The organism is Streptomyces globisporus, assembly GCF_003501885.1.
GTDB classification, from domain to species: domain Bacteria; phylum Actinomycetota; class Actinomycetes; order Streptomycetales; family Streptomycetaceae; genus Streptomyces; species Streptomyces globisporus_D.
The window spans coordinates 20,607-42,513 of the sequence record NZ_QWFA01000013.1; the positions used below are offsets into that span (position 1 = coordinate 20,607).

16 protein-coding genes and 1 pseudogene are annotated in these 21,907 nt (G+C 72.0%); 8 read left to right on the forward strand and 9 right to left on the reverse strand.

The features are described from left to right. Positions 1–114: 114 nt before the first annotated feature. The 3 genes from D3105_RS04295 to D3105_RS04305 form a co-directional block, all read right to left on the reverse strand. On the reverse strand, positions 115–1,194 hold the full coding sequence (locus D3105_RS04295) for a glycoside hydrolase family 5 protein (protein ID WP_118900144.1): 1,080 nt from the start codon (positions 1,192–1,194) through the stop codon (positions 115–117). A gap of 131 nt (positions 1,195–1,325) precedes the next feature. Continuing rightward, positions 1,326–2,339, reverse strand: coding sequence for a DNA polymerase Y family protein (locus D3105_RS04300; RefSeq protein ID WP_118900146.1), 1,014 nt, complete (start codon positions 2,337–2,339; stop codon positions 1,326–1,328). Next, positions 2,336–5,782, reverse strand: coding sequence for a DNA polymerase III subunit alpha (locus D3105_RS04305; protein ID WP_118900149.1), 3,447 nt, complete (start codon positions 5,780–5,782; stop codon positions 2,336–2,338). The genes D3105_RS04300 and D3105_RS04305 overlap by 4 nt, the downstream gene beginning before the upstream one ends. Positions 5,783–6,425: 643 nt before the next feature. Here D3105_RS04305 and D3105_RS04315 point away from each other — a divergent pair. Both D3105_RS04315 and D3105_RS04320 read left to right on the forward strand, forming a co-directional pair. Further along, positions 6,426–6,803: an ArsR/SmtB family transcription factor gene (locus tag D3105_RS04315; RefSeq protein WP_118900154.1), complete on the forward strand. Its 378-nt coding sequence runs from the start codon at positions 6,426–6,428 to the stop codon at positions 6,801–6,803. After that, positions 6,800–7,309, forward strand: coding sequence for an SRPBCC family protein (locus D3105_RS04320; protein ID WP_118900156.1), 510 nt, complete (start codon positions 6,800–6,802; stop codon positions 7,307–7,309). Before D3105_RS04315 ends, D3105_RS04320 begins: the two co-directional genes overlap by 4 nt. A gap of 119 nt (positions 7,310–7,428) precedes the next feature. On the opposite strand, the gene ligD is transcribed toward D3105_RS04320, so the two are convergent. Together ligD and D3105_RS04330 are read right to left on the reverse strand one after the other, a co-directional pair. After that, the gene (ligD, locus tag D3105_RS04325) at positions 7,429–8,358 is read right to left on the reverse strand and encodes a non-homologous end-joining DNA ligase (RefSeq protein WP_118900194.1); all 930 of its coding nucleotides are present in this window, start codon (positions 8,356–8,358) and stop codon (positions 7,429–7,431) included. A gap of 46 nt (positions 8,359–8,404) precedes the next feature. Next, on the reverse strand, positions 8,405–9,340 hold the full coding sequence (locus tag D3105_RS04330) for a Ku protein (protein ID WP_118900158.1): 936 nt from the start codon (positions 9,338–9,340) through the stop codon (positions 8,405–8,407). Positions 9,341–9,466: 126 nt separating this feature from the next. Here D3105_RS04330 and D3105_RS04335 point away from each other — a divergent pair. Then, a pseudogene (locus D3105_RS04335) lies at positions 9,467–10,200 on the forward strand (SDR family NAD(P)-dependent oxidoreductase). A gap of 220 nt (positions 10,201–10,420) precedes the next feature. Here D3105_RS04335 and D3105_RS04340 read toward each other — a convergent pair. Further along, on the reverse strand, positions 10,421–10,816 hold the full coding sequence (locus D3105_RS04340) for a VOC family protein (RefSeq protein WP_118900196.1): 396 nt from the start codon (positions 10,814–10,816) through the stop codon (positions 10,421–10,423). Positions 10,817–10,944: 128 nt separating this feature from the next. Here D3105_RS04340 and D3105_RS04345 point away from each other — a divergent pair, with 128 nt between their 5' ends. Both D3105_RS04345 and D3105_RS04350 read left to right on the forward strand, forming a co-directional pair. Then, the gene (locus tag D3105_RS04345) at positions 10,945–12,444 is read left to right on the forward strand and encodes an MFS transporter (RefSeq protein WP_118900160.1); all 1,500 of its coding nucleotides are present in this window, start codon (positions 10,945–10,947) and stop codon (positions 12,442–12,444) included. Next, on the forward strand, positions 12,441–13,490 hold the full coding sequence (locus D3105_RS04350) for a glutathione S-transferase family protein (RefSeq protein WP_118900162.1): 1,050 nt from the start codon (positions 12,441–12,443) through the stop codon (positions 13,488–13,490). Before D3105_RS04345 ends, D3105_RS04350 begins: the two co-directional genes overlap by 4 nt. 9 nt (positions 13,491–13,499) lie before the next feature. Here D3105_RS04350 and D3105_RS04355 read toward each other — a convergent pair whose 3' ends face one another. Beyond that, positions 13,500–14,375: a DMT family transporter gene (locus tag D3105_RS04355; protein WP_118900164.1), complete on the reverse strand. Its 876-nt coding sequence runs from the start codon at positions 14,373–14,375 to the stop codon at positions 13,500–13,502. Between the two features lie 120 nt (positions 14,376–14,495). Here D3105_RS04355 and D3105_RS04360 point away from each other — a divergent pair, with 120 nt between their 5' ends. Continuing rightward, positions 14,496–15,638 carry a winged helix DNA-binding domain-containing protein gene (locus D3105_RS04360; protein WP_118900166.1) on the forward strand — a complete coding sequence of 381 codons (1,143 nt, stop codon included), beginning with the start codon at positions 14,496–14,498 and terminating at the stop codon, positions 15,636–15,638. Positions 15,639–15,663: 25 nt separating this feature from the next. On the opposite strand, the gene D3105_RS04365 is transcribed toward D3105_RS04360, so the two are convergent. Then, a complete protein-coding gene (locus D3105_RS04365) occupies positions 15,664–16,506 on the reverse strand; it encodes a response regulator transcription factor (RefSeq protein ID WP_118900168.1) in 843 nt (280 codons plus the stop codon). Between the two features lie 129 nt (positions 16,507–16,635). On the opposite strand from D3105_RS04365, the gene D3105_RS04370 reads away from it, so the two are divergent. Next, positions 16,636–18,312 carry an AMP-binding protein gene (locus D3105_RS04370; protein ID WP_118900170.1) on the forward strand — a complete coding sequence of 559 codons (1,677 nt, stop codon included), beginning with the start codon at positions 16,636–16,638 and terminating at the stop codon, positions 18,310–18,312. After that, complete coding sequence (locus tag D3105_RS04375) at positions 18,309–19,916, forward strand: AMP-binding protein (protein ID WP_118900172.1); 1,608 nt, start codon at positions 18,309–18,311, stop codon at positions 19,914–19,916. Before D3105_RS04370 ends, D3105_RS04375 begins: the two co-directional genes overlap by 4 nt. A 158-nt stretch (positions 19,917–20,074) precedes the next feature. Here the strand turns inward: D3105_RS04375 and D3105_RS04385 are convergent, their stop codons facing one another. Next, positions 20,075–21,901 carry an ATP-binding SpoIIE family protein phosphatase gene (locus tag D3105_RS04385; protein WP_118900174.1) on the reverse strand — a complete coding sequence of 609 codons (1,827 nt, stop codon included), beginning with the start codon at positions 21,899–21,901 and terminating at the stop codon, positions 20,075–20,077. Positions 21,902–21,907: the final 6 nt, after the last annotated feature.

Sequence of the window (21,907 nt, forward strand, 5' to 3'; positions counted from 1 at the left end):
CCACGGTGATCGTGACAACAACACGCCCGGTCGCGGTCCTGGAGAGGGCTGCGACCGGGCGTGTTGCGAAGGACTCCGCCCCGCCCTGTCGGCGGCGGTCGAGGCGGGAGCCGGTCACTGACGGATACGGTCGCGGATCCAGACCCCGGCCTCCTTCAGGACCCCGGTCCCCGTCCAGTTGCTGCCGCTGCAGGTGCCGGTCTTGAAGGCGGCGCCGGAGCGGTGGTCGTCGGAGTAGTTCCAGTTGGTCCAGGAGATCTTCTTGCGCTTCATCAGGTCGAGGTAGCGCTGCGACATGGCGAAGTCGTTCGCCCCCTCGCCCGCGTAGTTCTGCGTCCCGAACTCCGTGACGAACACGGGCAGTCGGTCGGAGGCCCGGTCGAGGGTGTTGAGGTACTCCTCGCGGTGCGAGGCCGCGTAGAAGTGGAAGGTGTACATGATGTTCGAGGCGTTGACGGGGTTGTTCACGACCTCCGACTCGTCGGAACCCTCGGACACCCCGAAGGACGACCAGGCGCGCGTGCCGACCAGGACGACCGCGTCGGGGTCCTCGGCCCGGATCACCGGGATGATCTGCTCGGCGTACGACTTGATGGCCGACCAGCTCACCCCTGAGGGCTCGTTGGCGATCTCGTAGAGCACACCCGGGTGGTTCTTGTACTTCTTCGCCATCGCCGTGAAGAAGGTCTTGGCCCGCGCCAGATTCGCGTTCGGATCGCCCGGGGTCAGCATGTGCCAGTCGATGACCGCGTACATGCCGCGCGCGTGCGCCGCGTCGACGAACTTCTGCGCACGGGCGGTGAATCCGGCCGGATCCGTCTCGTAACCGCCCTCCTGTACGTAGGTGGAGACGCGCAGCACGTCGGAGCGCCAGTCCTGGGCGAGCGCGTCGAGCGAGCCGTCGGTGACGCACTGGGCGTACCACTGGGTGCCGTGCGTGCTCATGCCGTTCAGTGCGACCGCCTGGCCGGAGGCGTTGCAGAGCCGGCGGCCGCAGACCGAGAGCTGTCCGTTGGCGGCGAGCGGGGTGGCGGCGGTGGGAGCGGCGGGCGCCGGTGCGGCCCCGGCGCGGACGGGAGCCATCAGCGCGGTGACGACACCGAGCGCGGACGCGGCGAGCAGGGCCTTGCGGGCCATTCCGCGGCGGGCGGTCGTGACGGTGGGGCCGGTGGGGGGAGTGGGGCGCTGGTGCATGGTGGTGCTCCCTTCGGAGGGGGTGGGAGGCGCCATGTCGGCATAACTGAAAGTAAAGCTTCCTTCCAATTGGCGTCAACGGTGGTGGGAAACTTTCCTTCCTATGAGGAACGCATGCTGAGGACTGCGGTTCACCCGGCCCGGGGGAAGGTCGACGCGGTTCCGGCGACACCAGGGCCGTAGCGGGTCGCGGCCTTGTCGAGGGCCGTTTCGAGGCGGCGTAGTTTGTCGTCGCGTTGGTCGAGGGTGAGCTGGCGGATGGCGCCCTCGGCGGGCCGGAGGCGTTCGGCTCGTACGGCGAGGGTGCGGACGCGGGCGCGCTGGAGGCCGAGACCGGTGAGGAGGTCGTGGGCGCAGGCGGCCAACGCGGGGGTGTGGGCGGTGGGTTCGGCGAGGGTTCGGGTACGGGTGGTCTGGGTGCGGTCGGCGTAGGTGACGGTGAGCGTGAGCGCCGGGGCGATCTCGCCGCTCGTACGCAGCCGTCGGCCGAGGTCCTGGACCAGGCCGAGGACCGCCCGGTGGTGCCGTTCGGTATCCAGTTCGTCGCGGTCGAAGCGGTGGACGGCGCTCATGGTCCTGGGTGCGGCGCCGGGGACGACAGGGCGCTCATCGATGCCGAGGGCGCGATGGTGGGCCTGTCGGGCGGCTGTGGCGCCGAGGATGCGCTGAAGGGTGGGTAGTTGGGCGTCGGCGATGTCGCCGACCGAGGTGATGCCGTAGCGGGAGAGGGTGCGGGCTGTTCTGGGGCCGATGCCGGGCAGGGCGGAGGCCGGTCTGGTGCGGAGGAAGGCGGCGATCTCGTACGGGTCGTCGCGGACCACGGTGGCGGCGCCCGGCGGGGTGGCGTCGGCGGCCATCGCGGCGATCGAGCGGGTCGGGCCGGCGCCGGCCGAGCACTGGACGCCGTGGAGGGCGAGCAGGCGCAGTCGCACCACGGCGACCAGGCCTTCGGTGTCGCGGCCCCAGTAGGTCAGGGCGCCGGTGAGGTCGGCGTACGCGGACCAGTCGGCGGGCAGGGGCTCGACGCGGCAGCTGATCCCGTCGACGACCGTGAGCAGCTGCCCGTAGAGTTCGTCGGTCCGTTCGGCGGGGTGGAAGTGGATCCGCAGGATCGCCCGCGGTCGCGGGCGGCTGGTGCCGCTCATCCCGGGCTCCCGGGGCTTCGGTGTCCGAAGCGGGTGAGGTCGGCCGAGCGGGTTCCGGCGGGCCGGAGGTCGCTCCAGGGGTGCAGGCGGGCTCCCGCGGTGCCGTCGGGGATGGTCCGCGCGGGCGCGGGCTGGGCCGGCGTGGGGGAGGGGTCTTGGCCGAGGAGGTCGAGGACGGCCTGTGGCCCGTGGGTGGCGCGGGCGGTCGCGAGTTCGTCGAGGTCCCAGGCCATTTCTCCGACGACGGTGCGCCGGGGGCCGCGGGCTTCGACGGTGCCGCGTACGAGGAGCAGGCCGTGGTGGAAGACGGTGTGGGCGCACCGTTCGTGGGAGTCCTCGAAGAAGGCGAGGTCGACGAGACCGGAGCCGTCTTCGAGGGTGACGAAGATGATGCGCTTGCCCGAGGCGATGGGCGGGGTCTGGGTGGACGCGCGGACGCCGGCGACCAGGACACGCTGCCCGGGGTGCATCGCCCGTAGGTGCTTCGCGTCGGTGGCGCCGATCTCGCGGAGCAGCCGGTGGTGGTCCTCCATGAGGTGCCGGGAGACGTCGATCTTGAGGACGCCGAGTTCGGCGTCGAGGCGTTCGCGGGCGGTCATCTCCCGCAGTCCGGACGCCCCGGCGGCGTGCGGGGTGGTGGCCAGAGGCAATTGCCCGGGTCCGGGGCGCGTGCGGGCCTGACGGTGGAGCTCGGTCACCTGGAGCAGCAGGTCCCGCCGGGACGCCTCGCCCTTGACCTGGTCGAGGGCGCCGATGCTGATGAGGCGCTCGACGGTGGGCAGTTTGGGGTGGGCGCGGGCGTAGAAGTCCTGGAGGGAGGTGTAGGGCCGGCCTGCGGTGATCCGGGCGACCTCGTCGTCGGAGATGCCGTGCACCGTGGACAGGGAGATCCTTACACCCCACCCCGCTCCGGTCCGCTCCACCGCGTACTGGGCCTGGGAGGTGTTGATGTCGACGGGCAGGACGGGAACGTCGTGGCGGCGGGCGTCGGCGACGATGACCCGGGCCGGCCACATCCCCGGGTCGTGCTCCAGCAGCCCGGCGTAGAGAGCGGCCGGGTGGTGGGCCTTGAGCCACGCGGACTGGAGCGCGGGCACGGCGAACGCGACGGCGTGGGCCCGGCAGAACCCGTACGCGCCGAACGAGGCGACGACGTCCCAGACCTCGTCGAGCACCGTCGGGCCGTACCCGCGGGCGCCCGCCTGCTGCCGGAACCAAGCCTCGACCTTCGGCAGCCGCTCCTTGTCGCTGAGGGCGCGGCGGGCCACCTCTCCGAGGGCGCGGTCGCAGCCGGTCATGACCGCGAGGATGTCGATGATCTGCTCGTGCCAGATCGTCACCCCGTAGGTGTCGCGCAGGACCGGTTCCAGGTCAGGATGCGGGTAGGCGGGGGCGGCGCCGTGACGGGCGGCGATGTAGAGGGCGGGCATCCCGCCCTGGACCGGTCCCGGGCGGAACAGGCTGATGTCGGCGATGACGTCCTGCGGGCCGCGGGGCTGGAGCCGGCCGACCAGGTCCTGCTGGCCGGGGGACTCCAGCTGGAACATCCCCACCGTGTCCGAGGCCTGGATGAGGGCGAACGCGAACCGGTCGTCCAGGGGCACGTGGTCGGGGTTGTCGAGGTCGATGGCCCGGCCGGTCGTCCGGCGGATCTCCGTGACGGCGTGCGCCATCGCCGACTGCATCCGCACCCCGAGGACGTCGAGCTTGAGCAGGCCCAGGTCTTCGACGTCCTCCTTGTCGGCCTGGAGCATCGGGTACTCGCCGCCGGGGGTGGGCTGGACCGGCAGCCGGTCCAGGAGGCTGGTGTCGGAGAGGATCACGCCGCACGGGTGCATCGCGATCCCGCGCGGCAGCGCGTCCAGCCCTTCGGAGAGTTCCCACAGCGGCCCGTACCGCCCGGCCTGGGACGCCAGCTCCCGCAGCTCCGGCAGCTCGGAGAGAGCGGAGCGGATGTCGCACGCCCGGATGTGCGGGAACGACTTCGCGATCCGGTCCACGGTGGCCGGGGCGATCCCGAGTGCGAGGCCGGTGTCCCGCAGGGCGTGCCGGGCCCGGTAGGTCTCGGGCATCCCCGTGACCGCGACCCGATCCCGCCCGAAGCGGTCGATGATCCGGTCGTAGACCTCCAGCCGGCGCGCGGACTCCACGTCGATGTCGATGTCCGGCAGCGAGGCGCGGCGCTCGGACAGGAACCGCTCGAACAGCAGGTTGTGCTCCAGTGGGTTCGCGGTGGCCACGAAGAGGCTGTGGTTGACCATGGAGCCGGCGCCGGATCCGCGGGCGGCGACCCTGATGCCCATGTCCCGTACGTCGGCGACGACCTGGGCGACGGCGAGGAAATACGCCTCGTAGTGCAGGCGGCCGATGACGCCGAGCTCGTAGTCGAGCTGGTCCATCGAACGGCGGTCCCGGTCGAGGCCGCGGGCTGCCATGCCGCTCTCGCACCGCTGCCGCAGCAGCCGCATCGCCCCGCCCGGGCCCGCCTCTGCGCCGACCACGGACGGCTCGGGGAAGTGCGGGACCCCGAGCCCCAGGTCCCTCACCGGGTCGACCTCGCACGCCTCCGCGACGGCCGCGGTGTCGGCGATCAGCCGCACGGCCCGCGCCCGGCCGCTCCCGGCGGCGGCCGCTACCCGTTCCGCGATCTCGGTCATCGCGGACCCGTCCTTCAGCCAGCGTTCCCCGCAGTCCAGCCGCCGCCGGTCGACGGGCCGCAGGAGCCGGGCCGCGTCCAGCACGTCCGCGACCCGGTGCTGGACCGCGTCGGCGTACCGTACGGCGTTGGTCAGCACGGCCGGGATGCCGAGGCGATCGGCGAGCGCCAGGGTGTGCGCGGCCAGACGGACCGATCCGGCGCCGGTGCCGGACAGCCCCCAGCACACGATCTCCAGCCGCAGCCCGCCACCGACGGCCTCCCGCCACGGTGCGAGGAGCCGCTCGGCGATGTCCGGGCGGCCACCGGCGAGCGCCCGCAGCGGCTCCGACGCCGGGCCGAGCAGCACCATGAGCCCCTCACCCGCGTACCGGCCGAGCATCTCCCACGAAGCTGCCGGCGGCGTACCCCCGGCGAAGGCCTCGGCGTGCGCGGCGGACACCATCCGGCACAGCCGCGCCCACCCGGACGCGTTCCGGGCCAGGAACGTCGCCCGGAACGGCGCCTCGGCTACGTGCGCACCGCCGCGCACCGGGGTGCGGCGGCGGGCCTCGGCCGACGGCATGTGGGGGGCTATGCCGAGGTCGACGCCGAACACCGGCTTCACGCCCGCGGCCGCGGCGGCCTTCGCGAAGCGCACCGTGCCGGTGACCATGTCGCGGTCGGTCAGCGCCAGCACCCCGATCCCGCGCTCGGACGCCCGTGCGACGAGGTCATGGGGGTGCGAGGCACCGTAGCGGGCCGAAAACCCACTACTGACATGCAAGTGAGGAACGCTTCCCTGCATGGCAACCTCCGCCTATAACCCCCTCAAACATGATGAAACGACCTCACTACACTCGACTGTATCGAACATTAATTCGAACATGCGAGTTCGAGTCGCACAAATTTCAGCCAGCAGGATGCTGTGGCTGAGCATCAGACCTGTCCGGTGAGCGCTGGACCTGTCGCGTGTGTGTGTTCCATGTGGCGAGCAGGGGGTGTCCAGCCGGGGTGACCTGGGATGTTCTCCGAGAATCCTGACCGCAGACTCGGCAGCGGAACCTACGCTGGCCCCCCTTCAGGCCACCCAGGGAGCAGCGTGCTGCCGTTCGCCTACCGGACTGCCGTTCGTCTACCGGATCACCGAGGGCTACGGCCTGGTCGGCCTGCTCTGCCCGACGAAGGCCTCGTGGAGATCGTCCGGGAGGACGAGGGCGGGCAGGCCACGAGCACGGTCGTGGACGAGAAGCAGTTCGAGGCGGTGACCTCCCAGCTCGTCGGCGCGCGTGCTGGCGGCAGCCTCGGGAGTACAGGGCCGTGTCGGCTGCTTCCCGGACTCCCGCCTCCAGGTTCGACATGGGCGGCCCTCGGGGTCCGCTCAGGGTTTCGGGAATCCTGAGGTGGGGGGAGGACTTGCTTATTGGTAACCTGTGGGTTACCAATATGAGATGGACCCGTTCGTCGCGCTGGCCGATCCCGTACGTCGTGATCTGCTGCGCGCACTCGCCTCCGGCCCGGCCCGGGTTATCGACCTCGCGGCGCGGCATCCGATCAGCAGGCCCGCGGTGAGCAAGCATCTGCGCGTGCTCACCGAGGCGGGGCTGGTCACGGCCGAGGACCGCGGTCGCGAGCGTCACTACGCGCTCGCCCGCCCGGGCCTCGCCCCGGTCCGCGCCCTGCTCGACGAGCTCGCCGGGCGGCGGCCCCCGATCCCCGAGAGCGCCTTCGACGCCCTCGACCTGGAGGTCCGCAGAACCGTCCACGACCGCCGGGCCGGCACCGACGCCGTTCCCGGTACCGGAAGACCTCAGGAGGAATCCGCATGACCAGCACCCCCACCGGGCGTCGCGTGACCATCGACGGCCTGGACAGCATCGCCTTCGACCGCATCTTCCGGGCCGGCATCGAGGACGTCTGGGCGGCGGTCACCGAGTCGGACCGTCTGGCCCGATGGATCGGCGAATGGACCGGAGACCCGTCGACCGGCTCGGTCGACTTCCGGATGCTCTACGAGGGCGACGAGCACCAGGCCGAGGTCTTCACCATCCAGGAGTGCCAGGCCCCCCGCCGTCTGGTACTCACGTCGCAAGTGCCCGGTGAGGAACTCGTCTGGCACATGACGCTCACGCTCGTCGAGCACGAGGGCGCCACGACCCTCACCTTCACCCAGTCCGTCGGGGACGACCCGGCGATGGCGGGCGGAGTGGGCCCCGGCTGGGACTACTACCTCGACCGGCTCGTCGCCGCCGAGACCGGCGGCGACCCGGCATCCGTCGACTTTGGGGACTACCACCCGGTCCACACACAGCACTACCTCGACATGTTCAGCTGAGCCCGACGAGTCGCGCCGTACCAGCAGGGCGTCTGCCGGGTGGCCAGGCGGTCGTCCAGGAGCCGGCACGGAGCGTCCTGCTGCTTCCGCCCCGCCCGGAACGCCCGCCCGGCGCAATCTCAGGCCAGACCGGCAGTGAGGTCGGGGCGTAGCCGGTGCCAGGAGGGGTGGCGCAGGCGTCCGGCGCGGGTGCGGGAGGTGTAGCGGACCTCACCGGCGAGGCGGGGGAGCACCCACCGGGCCCCGGCCACTGGGGGAGCCTGCGCGAAGGGGCAGGTGTCGGTGGCCGCGGCTTGGAGGAGTTCGGCGAGGCGGGTGCGTTCGGTACGGCTCCAGCCGGTGCCGACGCTGCCCGCGTAGTGCAGCAGTCCGTCGTGCCGCTCGCCGACCAGGACGGCCCCGGGCAGGCCGGTCAGCCGTCCGTGTCCGGGGACCCACCCGCCGATCACGACATCGGCGAGCCGGTGGACTTTGATCTTCACCCAGGCCTTGGAGCGTGCCCCGGGCTCGTACCGGGAGGTGAGCCGCTTCGCGATCAGCCCCTCCAGCCCGGCCTCCCGGGCCATCTCCCACGCCTCGGCGCCGTGCCCGCTGACCGCCGCGGGCGTCGACCAGGCGGCCCCGGCCAGCCCAAGACCTTCCAGTACTTTCCTCCGCTTCGCGTACGGCAGTCCGGTGAGGAGCCGGCCGTCGAGGTGCACGACGTCGAAGATCATCAGGTGCGCGGGAACCCGGCTCGCCATACGCACGGCCCGGGCCGGGGCGCCGGCGAGGCCCATCCTCTGCTGGAGGCGCTCGAAGTCGCTGTGGCCCTGATCGTCGAGCGCAACGATCTCCCCGTCCAGCACGGCGCTCCGCGCGCCGAGGGCGCTGACGAGGGGGAGCAGCTCGGGATAGGCGGCGGTGATGTCCCAGCCCGAACGAGCGCGCAGGAGGATGGTGCCGTCGCCCGGCAGGTAGACCATGGCCCGCTGTCCGTCCTGCTTCACCTCGAACGCCCACCGGTCCTCCACAGCCGCGGACGGCAGAGGGCCGGGTGTTGCGAGCATCGGCTCGATGCTCGGCAGCACGGCACCCGGAGCAGCAGGAGGAGGGTCAGGAGGCACTGCGCTTCTTCGCGGCCGTCTTCTTCGTCGTCTTCTTCGACGCCGTGGATCTCTTCGAGGCGGCCGCCTTCTTCGCAGGTGTCTTCCTGGCGGTCTTCTTCGACGGCCGCATCTCGTGCACGGTGGCGTCCGCGCCATCCTCACCGCGGGATTCCTTCGCGGCCTCGACGGAGGCGTTCAGGGCGGCCATCAGGTCCACGACCTCGCCCTTCTCCTTCCCCTCGTCCTCGGCCGGGGCAGGGAGGGGCTTGCCCTCCGCCTTCGCGGCGATAATGTCCTCCAGGGCCTCGCGGTACTCGTCGTGGAAGCCGGACAGGTCCTCGATCGTCATCCGCTCGGCCAGCTGCAGGGCCTGCTCGATCTCCTCATCGCCGACCTCGACCTCGCGCGGGGCCAGCTCGTCGGGGCTGCGGACCTCGTCGGGCCACTTCATGGAGTGCAGCACGATCGCACCCTCCCGGATCCGCAGCAGCCCCAGGCGCTCACGCCCGTGCCACGCGAACTTCGCCACCGCCACCTTCGAGGACCGCTCCAGAGCTCTGCGCAGCAGGGTGTAGGGCTTGGCGGCGACCTGTCCGTCGGCGGCGAGGTAGTAGGAGTCGCTGATGCGGACCGGGTCGATCGTGTCGGCGTCGACGAACGCGGCGATCTCGATCGCCTTCGCCGTAGGCAGCGGTATGTGCTCCAGCTCTTCGTCCGTCACGGGGACCGTGTGGTCCTTCGCGATCTCGTAGCCCTTGCCGATCTCGTCCGGGGAGACGGCCTCGCCGTCGAGCTCGCAGATCTTACGCGTCCGCACCCGGCCCATGTCCGCAAGGTGCACCCGGTGGAAGTGGACGTCGTGGTCCTCGGTCGCGGACACGATCTTCACGGGGATCGTGACCAGCCCGAAGCTGATGGCACCGGCCCACAACGGTCGCGGCATCACTTCCACCTCCAGAATCCCTGCGCGGCTGCTCGCTCGGCGAGTAAGGGCCGGGGAACGCCTGGTCGAGGCGGTCCGGACACCTTCGTCGTACTCCTGATCCTCACGCTGGGCAGAGCGGCCCGCATCTTCACCTCGCCGCCGGCTGGTGATCGCCCCCGGGGTTCCGGGGCCCGGGGCATCGGCGCGGCGATCTGCCTTCGACTGGCAGCCGAAGGACACGACGTCGCCGTCGCCTACCGGTAGGACGCCGAGGCGGCCGAGGGCGTAGCCGAAGGGGTGCGCGCGCTGGGCCGGGCGGCTGTTGTGGTCGCGGTCGATACCTCCGCGGCGGCGGACGTGGACCGTTCGATACTGCGGCTGCGCGCCTGGGGCCGGTCACCGGGCTGGTGAACAACGCCGGGGCGAGCGGGCCCGTCGGGCCTCTGACCGACGCCGACCCGGAAGGTATGCGGCAGGCCCTGGAGGTCAACCTCCTGGGATACTTGTTGTGCGCCCGCCGGGCCATCTGCAACATGTCGACGGGAGGGGGGATCGTGAACATCTCCTCCGCCGCAGCGACCCTCGGCAGCCCGGGCACCTACGTGCACTGGGCGGCGGCGAAGGCCGCCGTGGACGCCATGACGATCGGGCTGTCCAAGGAGGTGGCGGCCAACGGCATCCGGGTCGACTGTGTCGCTCCCGGCACGATCCGGACCGATTTCCGCGCCGACCCCCAGCGCCCCGCCGAAGCCGCGGAGAACGTCCCCATGGGCCGTGCCGGCCAGCCCGGGGAGATTGCCGGGACGGTCGCCTGGCTGCTGTCGGACGACGCCTCGTACGCGACCGGCACGGTGTTGAGGATCGCCGGCGGGATGTGAGCACGAGCCGCCCCCCCGCCAGAGCGACCGGGGGAGCGGCCGGGCCGATCCCCCTGCTTCCACGAGACGGCGACCACCAAGGCCGGCGCCCTGGCAGGGGGCGTCTCTGACAGTCCTCCCCCGTGGGGCCTGTTGGAGCTTGATGCGCTTGGCGGAAGGGTCCGTCGGGGCCCTTCCGCCAAGCGTCCTTCCTGGACGTGCCGGTGTGCCGCTGCGCCGCTCAGTCCTCCCGCAGCGGATAGACCGCCAGCGAGAACGAGTGCCCCGCCGGATCCCCGTACACCCGCACGTCCCGGGGCCCGCTGTTGCTGTCGCCGGTGTCGACGGGCCGGGCGCCCAGGGATATCGCCTCCCGCTCGGCCTCGTCGATGTCCTCACGCGCCACCAGGATCCGCAGATGCGCCTGCTGCGAATCCTCCGGGCGCGGCCAGCTCGGCGGGGCGTAGCCGTGGTCGCGGCGGACCGCCAGCCGGACGCCGTCGTTGCCGACGACCTCGATGAAGTCGGGGTCGCTGCCGATCCGGGTCTCGGCGCCGAAGAGACCGGCGTAGAACTCGGCCAGCTCCATGGGCTCGGCACAGTCAAGGACGAGGACGCTCGTTTTCTCCACAGTCATGCGGGAACGGGTACCCCCGGCGGGCGTGAGCACGCCGGGCCGGACTCGTCCCGGGAAACCGGAACCGGGCCACCGGTGCGGCCGCGTCCCGGATGAGGAAACACCCCACGCGACCTAAGGTGCGAACCATGGCACGGAGCGCGGCGCAGCCCGGGCCGACCGGGGGCGACGCAGCCCCGGACGGCCCCGACCCCCGGCGTTGGCAGGCGCTCGCCGTCTGCCTGGTCGCGGGCTTCATGACCCTGCTGGACGTCTCCATCGTCAACGTCGCCCTCCCCTCCATCCGGGAGGGCCTGGACACCCCCGAGTCCGACCTCCAATGGGTGCTCTCCGGCTACGCCCTCGCCTTCGGCCTCTTCCTCATCCCGGCCGGACGCCTCGGCGACGCGCGGGGCCGCCGGGCGGTCTTCATGGCCGGACTCGCCCTCTTCACCCTGGCCTCCGCCGCCTGCGGCGCCGCCCAGTCCAGCCTGTGGCTGGTGATCGCCCGCCTGGTCCAGGGCATCGCGGGCGGTCTGATCTCCCCGCAGATCTCCGCCCTGATCCAGCAGATGTTCTCCGGGCGCGAGCGCGGCCGGGCCTTCGGCATGTTCGGCACCGTCGTCGGCATTTCCACGGCCGTCGGGCCGCTGCTCGGCGGACTCCTCATCCAGGCCGCCGGACCCGAGCACGGCTGGCGCTGGGTCTTCTACGTCAACCTCCCGCTCGGTGTCGTCTGCCTCCTGCTGGCCCACCGGCTGCTGCCCGACACTCCCTCCGCGACCCGGGTCCGCCCCCGCGACCTGGACCCGTTCGGCGTGCTGCTCCTCGGCGCCGGGGTACTGGCCCTGCTGCTGCCGTTCGTCCAGGCCCAGCAGTGGCCCGGCAACACGAAATGGCTGCTGCTGCTCCTGGCCGCCACCCTGCTCGCCGCGTTCGTCGCCTGGGAGTCGCGGTGCACGGGCGGACGCGTCCAGCCGGTCCTGGACCTGTCGCTGTTCCGGCTGCGCTCCTACTGGCTGGGCTGCCTGCTGATCCTGCTCTACTTCGCCGGCTTCACCTCGATCTTCTTCGTCACGACCCTCTACCTCCAGTCCGGCCTCGGCTACTCCGCCCTCCTGGCCGGACTCGCCGTCACCCCCTTCGCCCTCGGCTCCGGCGTCGCCGCCTCCATCGGCGGCCGGCTCGTCGGCCGCTTCGGCCGCCCGCTCGTGGTGGCGGGCCTGGCCATGGTCGCGCTCGGCCTCGCGGGCACCGCCCTCGCCGTCCACCTGGTCCCCGGCCGCGGAGCGGGCTGGGCCATGGCCGCCCCGCTGCTCCTCGCCGGCCTCGGCAGCGGCCTGGTCATCGCCCCGAACCAGACCCTCACCCTGGCGGAGGTCCCGGTCCACCAGGCGGGAAGCGCCGGGGGCACTCTCCAGACCGGCCAGCGGGTCGGCTCCGCGATCGGCATCGCCGCCGTCGGCGCGGTGTTCTTCGCCCAGGTCGGCCCGGACGGCTGGGCCGACGCCTACGACCACGGCCTCATCGTCTCCGTCGCCTTCGTGCTGGCCGCCCTGATCGTGGCGGTGGCCGATGTCGGGGCGGGCCGACGGGGCAGACGACGTAACGAGCGCCAGGACACCGACGCATCGAGGAGCACGGCATGAGCGACACGACCACGGACACCACCGACGACAGCGCCGGGAGCGGCGGTAACGACTCCTACGGCCACAAGCCGTTCAAGCGGTCCAAGAGCCACTTCCCCGACCGGATCACGGCGGACGGCCGTGACGGATGGCCCGTCGAACCCGGCCGCTACCGGCTCGCCGTCAGCCGGGCCTGCCCCTGGGCGAGCCGCGCCCTGGTCTCCCGGCGGCTCCTCGGCCTGGAGGACGCCCTCTCCCTCGCCGTCGCCGACCCGATCCAGGACGACCGCAGCTGGCGCTTCACCCTCGACCCGGACGGCAAGGACCCCGTCCTCGGCATCCGCTATCTGAGCGAGGCCTACGACGCCCGGGAGCGCGATTACCCCGGCGGTGTCAGCGTGCCGGCGATCGTGGACGTACCGAGCGGGCAGCTCGTCACCAACGACTACCAGCAGATCACCCTCGACCTCGCCACCGAATGGACCGCCCTGCACCGCCCCGGCGCTCCCGACCTCTATCCCGCACCGCTGCGCGCGGAGATCGACGAGGTGATGGAGGGCGTCTACCGGGACATCAACAACGGCGTCTACAGGTGCGGTTTCGCCAGCTCGCAGGAGGAGTACGAGGAGGCGTACGCCGCGCTCTTCGCCCGCCTGGACCAGGTCTCCGCCCGCCTCGCCGACCGCCGCTACCTGGTCGGCGACACCATCACCGAGGCCGACATCCGCCTCTTCACCACCCTGGTCCGCTTCGACCCCGTCTACCACGGCCACTTCAAGTGCAACCGGAACAAGCTGACCGAGGACCCCGTCCTGTGGGCGTACGCCCGCGACCTCTACCAGACGCCCGGATTCGGCGACACCGTCGACTTCGACCACATCAAGCGGCACTACTACCAGGTGCACACGGGCATCAACCCGACCGGCATCGTCCCCGCCGGCCCCGACCTCTCCGGCTGGACCACCCCGCACCACCGCGAACAGCTCGGCGGCCGCCCCTTCGGCGACGGCACACCCCCGGGACCGGTACCGCCGGGCGAGCGGGTCACCCCGCCGGACGCCGCCTGACCCGGGTGTTCACCCAGGCGCGGGCGGCGGTGGTGGCGCGAGCGTGCCCCTGGCCAGTGGCGTACGGGCCAGGCGCACGCAGCCCGTGGCGATCAGGGCCAGCGCGAGAAGCTCGGGCACCAGCCACCACCCGGTCCGCAGCTCCTCCTCGAACAGCGTCACCCCGTACAGGATGCTGATCAGCGCGTCCCCCAGCGTCAGCATCGGCTGAACGGCCACCAGACTGCCCGCCTGCAGGGCGTTCTGGAGCAGGAAGAGCGCACCCACCCCGGCCGCCGCCGTGGCGTACAGCTGCCAGGACGCCAGCAGCGCGACCACCCCGCCGTCGTCCAGGCTTGCCATCGCGTCCTTCATCAGCGCGGCCGTCAGTGCGTACCCGCAGGCGGCGGCCAGACCCAGCAGCGCCGCCCGGGCGTTGCCCCTGGCGCGGAGCGCGGCAACGATCAGCCCCGTCTCGAACACCCCGGTCACCAGTAGCGCCGGAATCCACGCGAAGCCCTCCACCGTGTCGCGGCCCTCGACCGGGGCGGCCGCCGCCATACCGAGCGCCAGGCCCGCCGTGACCGCCGCGACCCCGGACCAGACGGCCGCGTCCGCCCGCACCCGCATCACCAGACCGGCGACCAGCAGGGTCAGCGGCAGCTCGATCACGAAGATCGGCTGGACCACCGCGATCGGCCCCGTGGCCAGGGCGATGGCCTGGCAGACCGCCGCCACGATCACCAGACCGATCCCCGCCAGCCACACCTTCTGCCGCACCAGACGGGTCATCAGCGACAGCCGCATCGCCTCGCTGTCGGGCACCTCCATCGCCGCCCGGCGCTGGAGAACCGAGGCGGAACCGTTGCTGAGGGCGGTCAGGACGGCGAACAGGACACTGATCACCCGGCCCATCCTGGCGGCGGCCCGCCCCGGGCGCGCGGCGCGGAGGTCCGGTGGGCGTAACGCACGTACTCCGCGACTTGCGGACCGTATCCGACCGCAAGCCCCGGTAGCGTGCGGGCCATGGCCGCGAAAACGCACCGCACCGCCGCACCGCCCGCCGTCCTCTCCACCCGGGCGCTGAACCGCGCGACCCTGGACCGGCAGCTCCTGCTGCGCCGGTCACCGATGTCCGCGAAGGACGCGGTCACCCATCTCGTCGGGCTCCAGGCCCAGAACACCAAGCCCCCGTACTTCCAGCTGTACGCCCGGCTCGCGGACTTCGACCCCGAGGAGCTGTCGGCCCTGATGGAGTCCCGGGAGGCCGTCCGGACCGTCTCCCTGCGCTCCACCCTCCACACCCATACGGCGGACGACGCGCTCACCCTGGTCCCGCTGGTGCGGGCGCCGCGCGACCGGGAGCTGAGGAGTTTCCGGCGCGGGCTGGAAGGCGTGGACCTGGACCGGCTGGCGGCGGTGACCGAGGAGTTCGTCGAGGAGCGCCCGCGCCCGCTGGGGGAGTTGCGCGAGGAGCTCCTCACCCACTGGCCGGACGCCGACCCCCTCGCGCTCTCCTCCGCGGCCCGCTGTCTGCTGCCCCTGGTCCAGGTCACCCCGCGCGGGCTGTGGGGCCGCAGCGGACAGGTGGCCCTGACCACCGTCGAGTACTGGCTCGGCCGATCCGCCGAACCCGCGTCCGCGCTGACGCTCGACGCCACCGTGCGGCGCTACCTGGGCGCGTTCGGCCCCGCATCGGTGATGGACTTCCAGTCATGGGCGGGCCTCACCCGCACCAAGGAGGTCTTCGAACGGCTGCGGCCCGGGCTGCTCACCTTCCGCGACGAGCGGGGCGTCGAGCTGTTCGACCTCCCGGACGCCCCGCGCCCCGACCCGGACACCCCGGCCCCACCGCGCTTCCTGCCCGAGTTCGACAACGTCCTGCTCGGTCACGCCGACCGCACCCGGGCCATCCCCGAGGCCAACAAGGGACGCAACGGGAAGGGCAAACAGACGTACGGAAGTATGCTCGTCGACGGCTTCCTCGACGCCCTCTGGCGCGTCGACCGCGAGGGCGGGACAGCCATCCTGACCGTGCAGGCGCTGCGGAAAACGACCCGCGCGGAGCGTACGGAGATCACCGAGGAGGCGGCGCGGATGCTGACGGTGATGACGGACGCGACGGACCACGACGTCCGGTTCGGTACGTTCCTGGACTTCGATGACTGAACCCCGCGCGACCGGCGGCCCGAGGTCAGGGCAGCAGCCCCGCCCGGCGCGCTGCCACCACCGCCTCCAGCCGGGTGTGCGCCCCCAGCTTCCGCATCGCGGACCGCAGATACCCCTTCACCGTCTCCGGCCGCAGCCCCAGCCGCTCGGCCGCCGCCGCGTTCGTCGCGCCCGCCGCCACACACGCCACCACGTCCACCTCGCGCGGGGCGAGGCGGACCTCCCGGGCCGTGGACGCCTTGGCCCCCGACGCCGAGGCGAGCCGCCCGCAGACCTCCAGCAGCTCGTCCCGCAGGGCCGGGTCGACGACCCTCGGGACCAGGGCGCGCAGATCGCGGTGGGCCTCGCGCACGTCCTCCCAGGCACCCGGCACCGCGTCCGGTTCGCTCACCCGCTCCCGGCCCGCCGCCAGCAACTGCCGCGCCGAGTCCCGTACCGCGAGCGACTGCTCCACATCACGGGCGGCCGCCACCACCGCGTCGAACGTCCGGTCGCCGAGCGTCACCGGCGTACGCAGCGCCCCGTACAGCACGCCCCGCACCGCGCGCCGGACGACGACGGGGACCGCGACGACCGAACGCAGGCCCTCCGCCGCCACCGCCGCGTCGTACTCATGGCTGATGTGGCGGGAGATGGCGTAGTCGGTCACCGCGCAGGGCCGGGACAGCGCGATGGCCTTGCCGCCGAGGCCGCTCCCGGCGGAGATGACGAGCCCCCGCAGCGCGCTGGTCTGCGCCCCGTTCAGCTCGGCGATCCGTGCGTGGCGCGCGTCCGACAGCAGCCCGCCGAACACCACGGGAAGTCCGCTCGTGCGGCGCAGCCTCAACAGCGCTGCCTGCATCTCCACCGCATCGACCGCTTCCGGCACTCCGACGCCCCTCCGCCCGGTCCGCGCAGCCCCCCGGACGGGGGAGAGGAACACCCCCGTCCGGGGGTGGTGAGACCTGGGTCACTGTTTACATGATGTTAGGCGACCGGTCCGTAATGAGGAGGGCACATGTCGGCAACCAGCGCGACCGAGACGTTCCGGGCCGCCCGGGACTTCCTGCTGGAGCACCGCGAGGACTACGAGCGGGCGTACACCGGCTTCCGCTGGCCGCGGGCGGACCACTTCAACTGGGCGCTGGACTGGTTCGACGTCATCGCCGAGAACAACGACCGGACCGCCCTGCACATCGTGGAGGAGGACGGCCGGCGCACCGAGGTGTCCTTCGCCGCGATGTCGATGCGTTCCGACCGGACCGCCAACTGGCTGAAGGCGCAGGGCGTAAGGGAGGGCGACCGCATCCTCGTGATGCTCGGCAACCAGGTCGAGCTGTGGGAGACCGCCCTCGCCGCGATGAAGCTGCGCGCCGTCGTCATCCCCGCCACCCCGCTGCTGGGCCCCGCCGACCTGCGCGACCGGGTGGAGCGCGGCCGGGTGCGCCATGTGCTGGTGCGGGACGCGGACACCGCGAAGTTCGACGAGGTCCCCGGCCGCTACACCCGGATCGCGGTCGGCGAGGAGGTGGCGGGCTGGCTGCCGTACGCCAAGGCGGCCGAGGCGCCCGCCGCGTTCACGCCCGGGCGCGAGACGGACGCGGACGAACCGCTGATGCTCTACTTCACCTCGGGCACCACCGCCAGTCCCAAGCTGGTCGAGCACACCCATGTGTCCTATCCCGTGGGTCACTTGGCGACGATGTACTGGATCGGCCTCAAGCCCGGGGACGTCCATCTGAACATCTCCTCGCCCGGCTGGGCCAAGCACGCCTGGTCCAACCTCTTCGCCCCGTGGACCGCCGAGGCCACCGTCTTCATCTTCAACTACACCCGCTTCGACGCGGGCCGGCTGATGGCCGAGATGGACCGCTCGGGCATCACCAGCTTCTGTGCCCCGCCCACGGTCTGGCGGATGCTCATCCAGGCGGACCTGAGTCGGCTGGACACCCCGCCGCGCGAGGTCGTCGCGGCCGGAGAGCCGCTGAACCCCGAGGTCATCGAGACGGTCCGGCGGGAGTGGGGCGTCACCATCCGGGACGGCTTCGGGCAGACCGAGACCGCCGTCCAGGTCGCCAACTCCCCGGGCCAGCCCCTCAAGACCGGCTCCATGGGCCGCCCGAGTCCCGGCTTCACCGTCGAACTCCTCGACCCGGTGACCGGGCAGCCCGGTGCGGCGGAGGGCGAGATCGCCCTCGACCTGTCCGACCGCCCCGTCGGTCTGATGACCGGCTACCACGGCGACCCCGACCGTACGGCCGAGGCGATGGCCGGCGGCTACTACCGCACGGGGGACATCGGTGCCCGCGACGAGGACGGCTACATCACCTACGTCGGCCGCGCCGACGACGTGTTCAAGGCATCCGACTACAAGATCTCGCCGTTCGAGCTGGAGAGTGCCCTGCTGGAGCACGAGGCGGTCGCCGAGGCCGCCGTCGTGCCTGCCCCCGACCCGCTCCGCCTCGCCGTCCCGAAGGCGTACGTCGTGCTCGCGGACGGCTGGGAGCCGGGACCGGACACCGCGAAGGTCCTCTTCGAGCACTCCCGGGCGGTCCTCGCCCCGTACAAACGCATCCGCAGGCTGGAGTTCGCGGAGCTGCCCAAGACCGTCTCGGGCAAGATCCGCCGCATCGAGCTCCGCGAACGCACCGCTCTCGGCACCGGCGCCGAGTACGACGAGGGAGACCTGAAGTGACCCTGCTCTCGTACGCGCACGGCACCGGCGACACCGCGCTGCTCGGCGACACCATCGGCCGCAACCTCGACCGGACGGCCGCCGCGCACGGCGACCGCGAGGCCCTCGTCGACGTGTCCTCCGGCCGGCGCTGGACGTACACGGAATTCGTCGCGGACGTCGACGAACTGGCCCGGGCCCTGATGGCGTCGGGGGTCGCGAAGGGCGACCGGGTCGGCATCTGGGCGGTCAACTGCCCCGAGTGGGTGTTCGTCCAGTACGCCACCGCCCGGATCGGGGCCGTCATGGTCACCGTCAACCCGGCCTACCGCGCCCACGAGGTGGAGTTCGTCCTGAAGCAGGCGGGCATCTCCCTGCTGATCGCCTCGCTCGCGCACCGCACCAGCGACTACCGCGCCCTCGTCGACGAGGTCCGCGGCAACTGCCCCGACCTGCGGGCCGTCCACTACATCGGCGATCCGTCCTGGGCGGAGCTGACCGCCGCCGCCCCCGCCGTCACGCGCGACCAACTGGCCGCCCGCGAGGCGGAGCTCTCCTGCGACGACCCGATCAACATCCAGTACACCTCCGGCACCACCGGCTTCCCCAAGGGGGCGACGCTCTCCCACCACAACATCCTCAACAACGGCTATTTCGTGGGGGAGACGATCGCCTGCACCGAGGCGGACCGGGTCTGCCTTCCGGTGCCCTTCTACCACTGCTTCGGCATGGTGATGGGCAACCTCGCCTGCACCTCGCACGGCGCCTGCATCGTCATCCCCGGCCCGTCCTTCGAACCCGCCACCGTGCTGGCCGCCGTCCAGCAGGAGCGCTGCACCTCGCTGTACGGGGTGCCCACCATGTTCATCGCCGAACTGAACCTGCCGGACTTCGCCGCGTACGACCTCTCCTCGCTGCGCACCGGGATCATGGCCGGTTCCCCCTGTCCGGCCGAGGTGATGAAGCGGGTGGTCGCCGAGATGCACATGGCCGAGGTGTCCATCTGCTACGGGATGACGGAGACGTCCCCCGTCTCCACCCAGACCCGCCGCGACGACGACCTGGAGCGCCGCACCGGCACGGTGGGCCGCGTGCTGCCGCACATCGAGGTCAAGGTCGTCGACCCGGTCACCGGTGTCACGCTGCCGCGCGGCAGCTCGGGCGAACTGCGCACCCGGGGCTACAGCGTGATGCTCGGCTACTGGGACCGGCCCGACCGCACCGCCGAGGTGATCGACGCCGGGCGGTGGATGCACACGGGCGACCTGGCGGTGATGGGCGAGGACGGTTACGTCCAGGTCGTCGGCCGGATCAAGGACATGATCATCCGGGGCGGCGAGAACGTGTACCCGAGGGAGATCGAGGAGTTCCTGCACGGCCACCCGAAGATCGCCGACGTGCAGGTGGTCGGAATCCCGGACGAGCGCTACGGCGAGGAGATCCTGGCCTGCGTCATCCCCCGGGACCCGGCCGACCCGCCCACCCTGGAGGAGCTCACCGAGCACTGCCGGGAGCGGCTCGCGCACTACAAGATCCCGCGCAGGCTGCGGATTCTGGAGACCTTCCCGATGACGGTCAGCGGGAAGGTCCGCAAGATCGAACTGCGCGAGACGTACGCGGACTGAAAACCTGATGTCGATCCAGGTGCGCCATGCCGGCTCCATGGCCGGCAAGGGGTGGGCCGTAGCACACGGGCAGACTTCCTCCACAGCTGCAACCACCACCGAAGCCACACCGCACTCGGCGACCACCCACCCATCACCCGGGTCAGCAACCCTGCGGGTCAATGCACTTGGGTCCACGGCTGTGAGCTGCGGTCCGAGACCGAGGACGGCATGTTCTGTTCCGCCCAGACCACCTTGCCGGTGACTGTGCGGGACGAACCCCATCGGCGGCACAGCATGTTGATGAGCTGAAGGCCTCGCCCGCCCTCGTCGCTGAGGCCCGCGTGCTGGATCTGGGGCAGGTCGGGGCCGGTGTCCGACACCTCCACGACGAAGCGTTCACCGCGCAGCAGCCGCAGCTCGCCGGGGCCGTTCCCGTAGCGCAGTGCGTTGCCGACCAGTTCGGAGACGACGAGCTCGGAGACGTCGGCGAGTTCCTCGAGCCCCCATGCGGCGAGCTGGCCGGTGACGAGACCACGGGCGGCCGAGGCGGCCCGGCCGTCCTGCGGCAGCTCCCACACCCGCAGGTCCCCGGCCGGGAGTGCGGCGCTCGTGGTGACGAGGAGCACCGCCTCGTCGAACCGGGCGGCGGCGGCCGGGGCGCGCTCCACCAGACCGCCCTTCTCCAGCGACCCCGGAGGCAGGCTCAGCGCCGCCGCACGCAGCCGGTCCAGCTGGGCCTCCACGTCCTCGTCCCGGGACTTGATCAGGCCGTCCGTGTACATGACCAGGTGGGCGCCGTCCGGGACGCGCAGCCGCAGGGGGTCGTACGGAATCACGCCCGCCCCCAACGGCGCGCCGGTCGGCACCGGGACGAGGGCGGCGGCTCCCTGCCCGTCGAGGAGCAGCGGCGGCAGGTGCCCGGCGCTCGCCAGAGTGTAGGAGGAGTCGGCGGGGTCGTAGACCGCGCACAGGCAGGTCGAGACCTGCTCGTCCTCCAGGTCGCGGGTGGCCAGGTCGAGCCGCGCGAGGATCCGTTCGGGGGCCATGTCCAGGGTCATCAGCGTGCGGGCCACCGTCCGCAGGCGCCCCATGGTGGCGGCGGCGGGCAGCCCGTGCCCCATCACGTCGCCCACCATCAGGGCTGTCCGTCCGCCGGGCAGGGCCATCACGTCGTACCAGTCCCCGCCCACGCCGTGATGCGCCGCCGCGGGCGCGTACTCGGAGTGCACCCGTAGGCCCGGCGTCGCCGGGGTGACGCGCGGCAGCAGGGAGCGCTGCAACGAGACGACGTGCTCGCGCTCCCGCCCGTACAGACGCGCGTTGTCGATGAAGATTGCCGCCTTGGAGGCGAGCTGCTCCGCCAGCGCCAGGTCGGTGGTGGAGAACGGCGGGGTTCCGCGGCCGCGCACGAAATCGGCGCTGCCCAGCAGCAGCCCACGGGCGATCAGGGGCACGGCCAGGTAGCTGTGCACGCCGGCGGCACGCAACTGCGCGGCGGCGCTCGCAGTGGGCGCGACGTGGATGAAGTCGTCGTCGCGCACCCTGCTCAGGAGCACCGGCTTGCCCTGCCGGAGGACGTAACGGTGGAGCAGCGTCTCGTGCGGCTGCTCGGCGTGCACGAAGATCTCCCCCACCGGGGTCGGCTCCAGGCTGGAGAGCTCCTCGATGGCGCACAGCGCCGTGGCCCGCATCTGCGGGACGCCGGGTCCGGTCTTGTCAGAGCCCTCGTCGCCCCGCAGGACGCTCTCGAGGATGTCCACGGCCGCCCCGTCCGCGAAACCGGGCACGGTGAACTCGGCGAGTTCTCGTGCGGTGCGCTCCAGGTCCAGGGTCGTGCCGATGCGGGAGCTGGCGGAATTCAGCCAGGCGAGACGGCTGCGCGTGGTGAACCGGTCCGGCGGCAGGACGCCTCTGCTCCGGCGGAACCGTACGTTCGCGCCGACCGAGCGTTGCCCGGCGGAGCCCCGGCCGGGCAGGCGCCGTCTACCACTGCCGGCGTTCACTCTTCC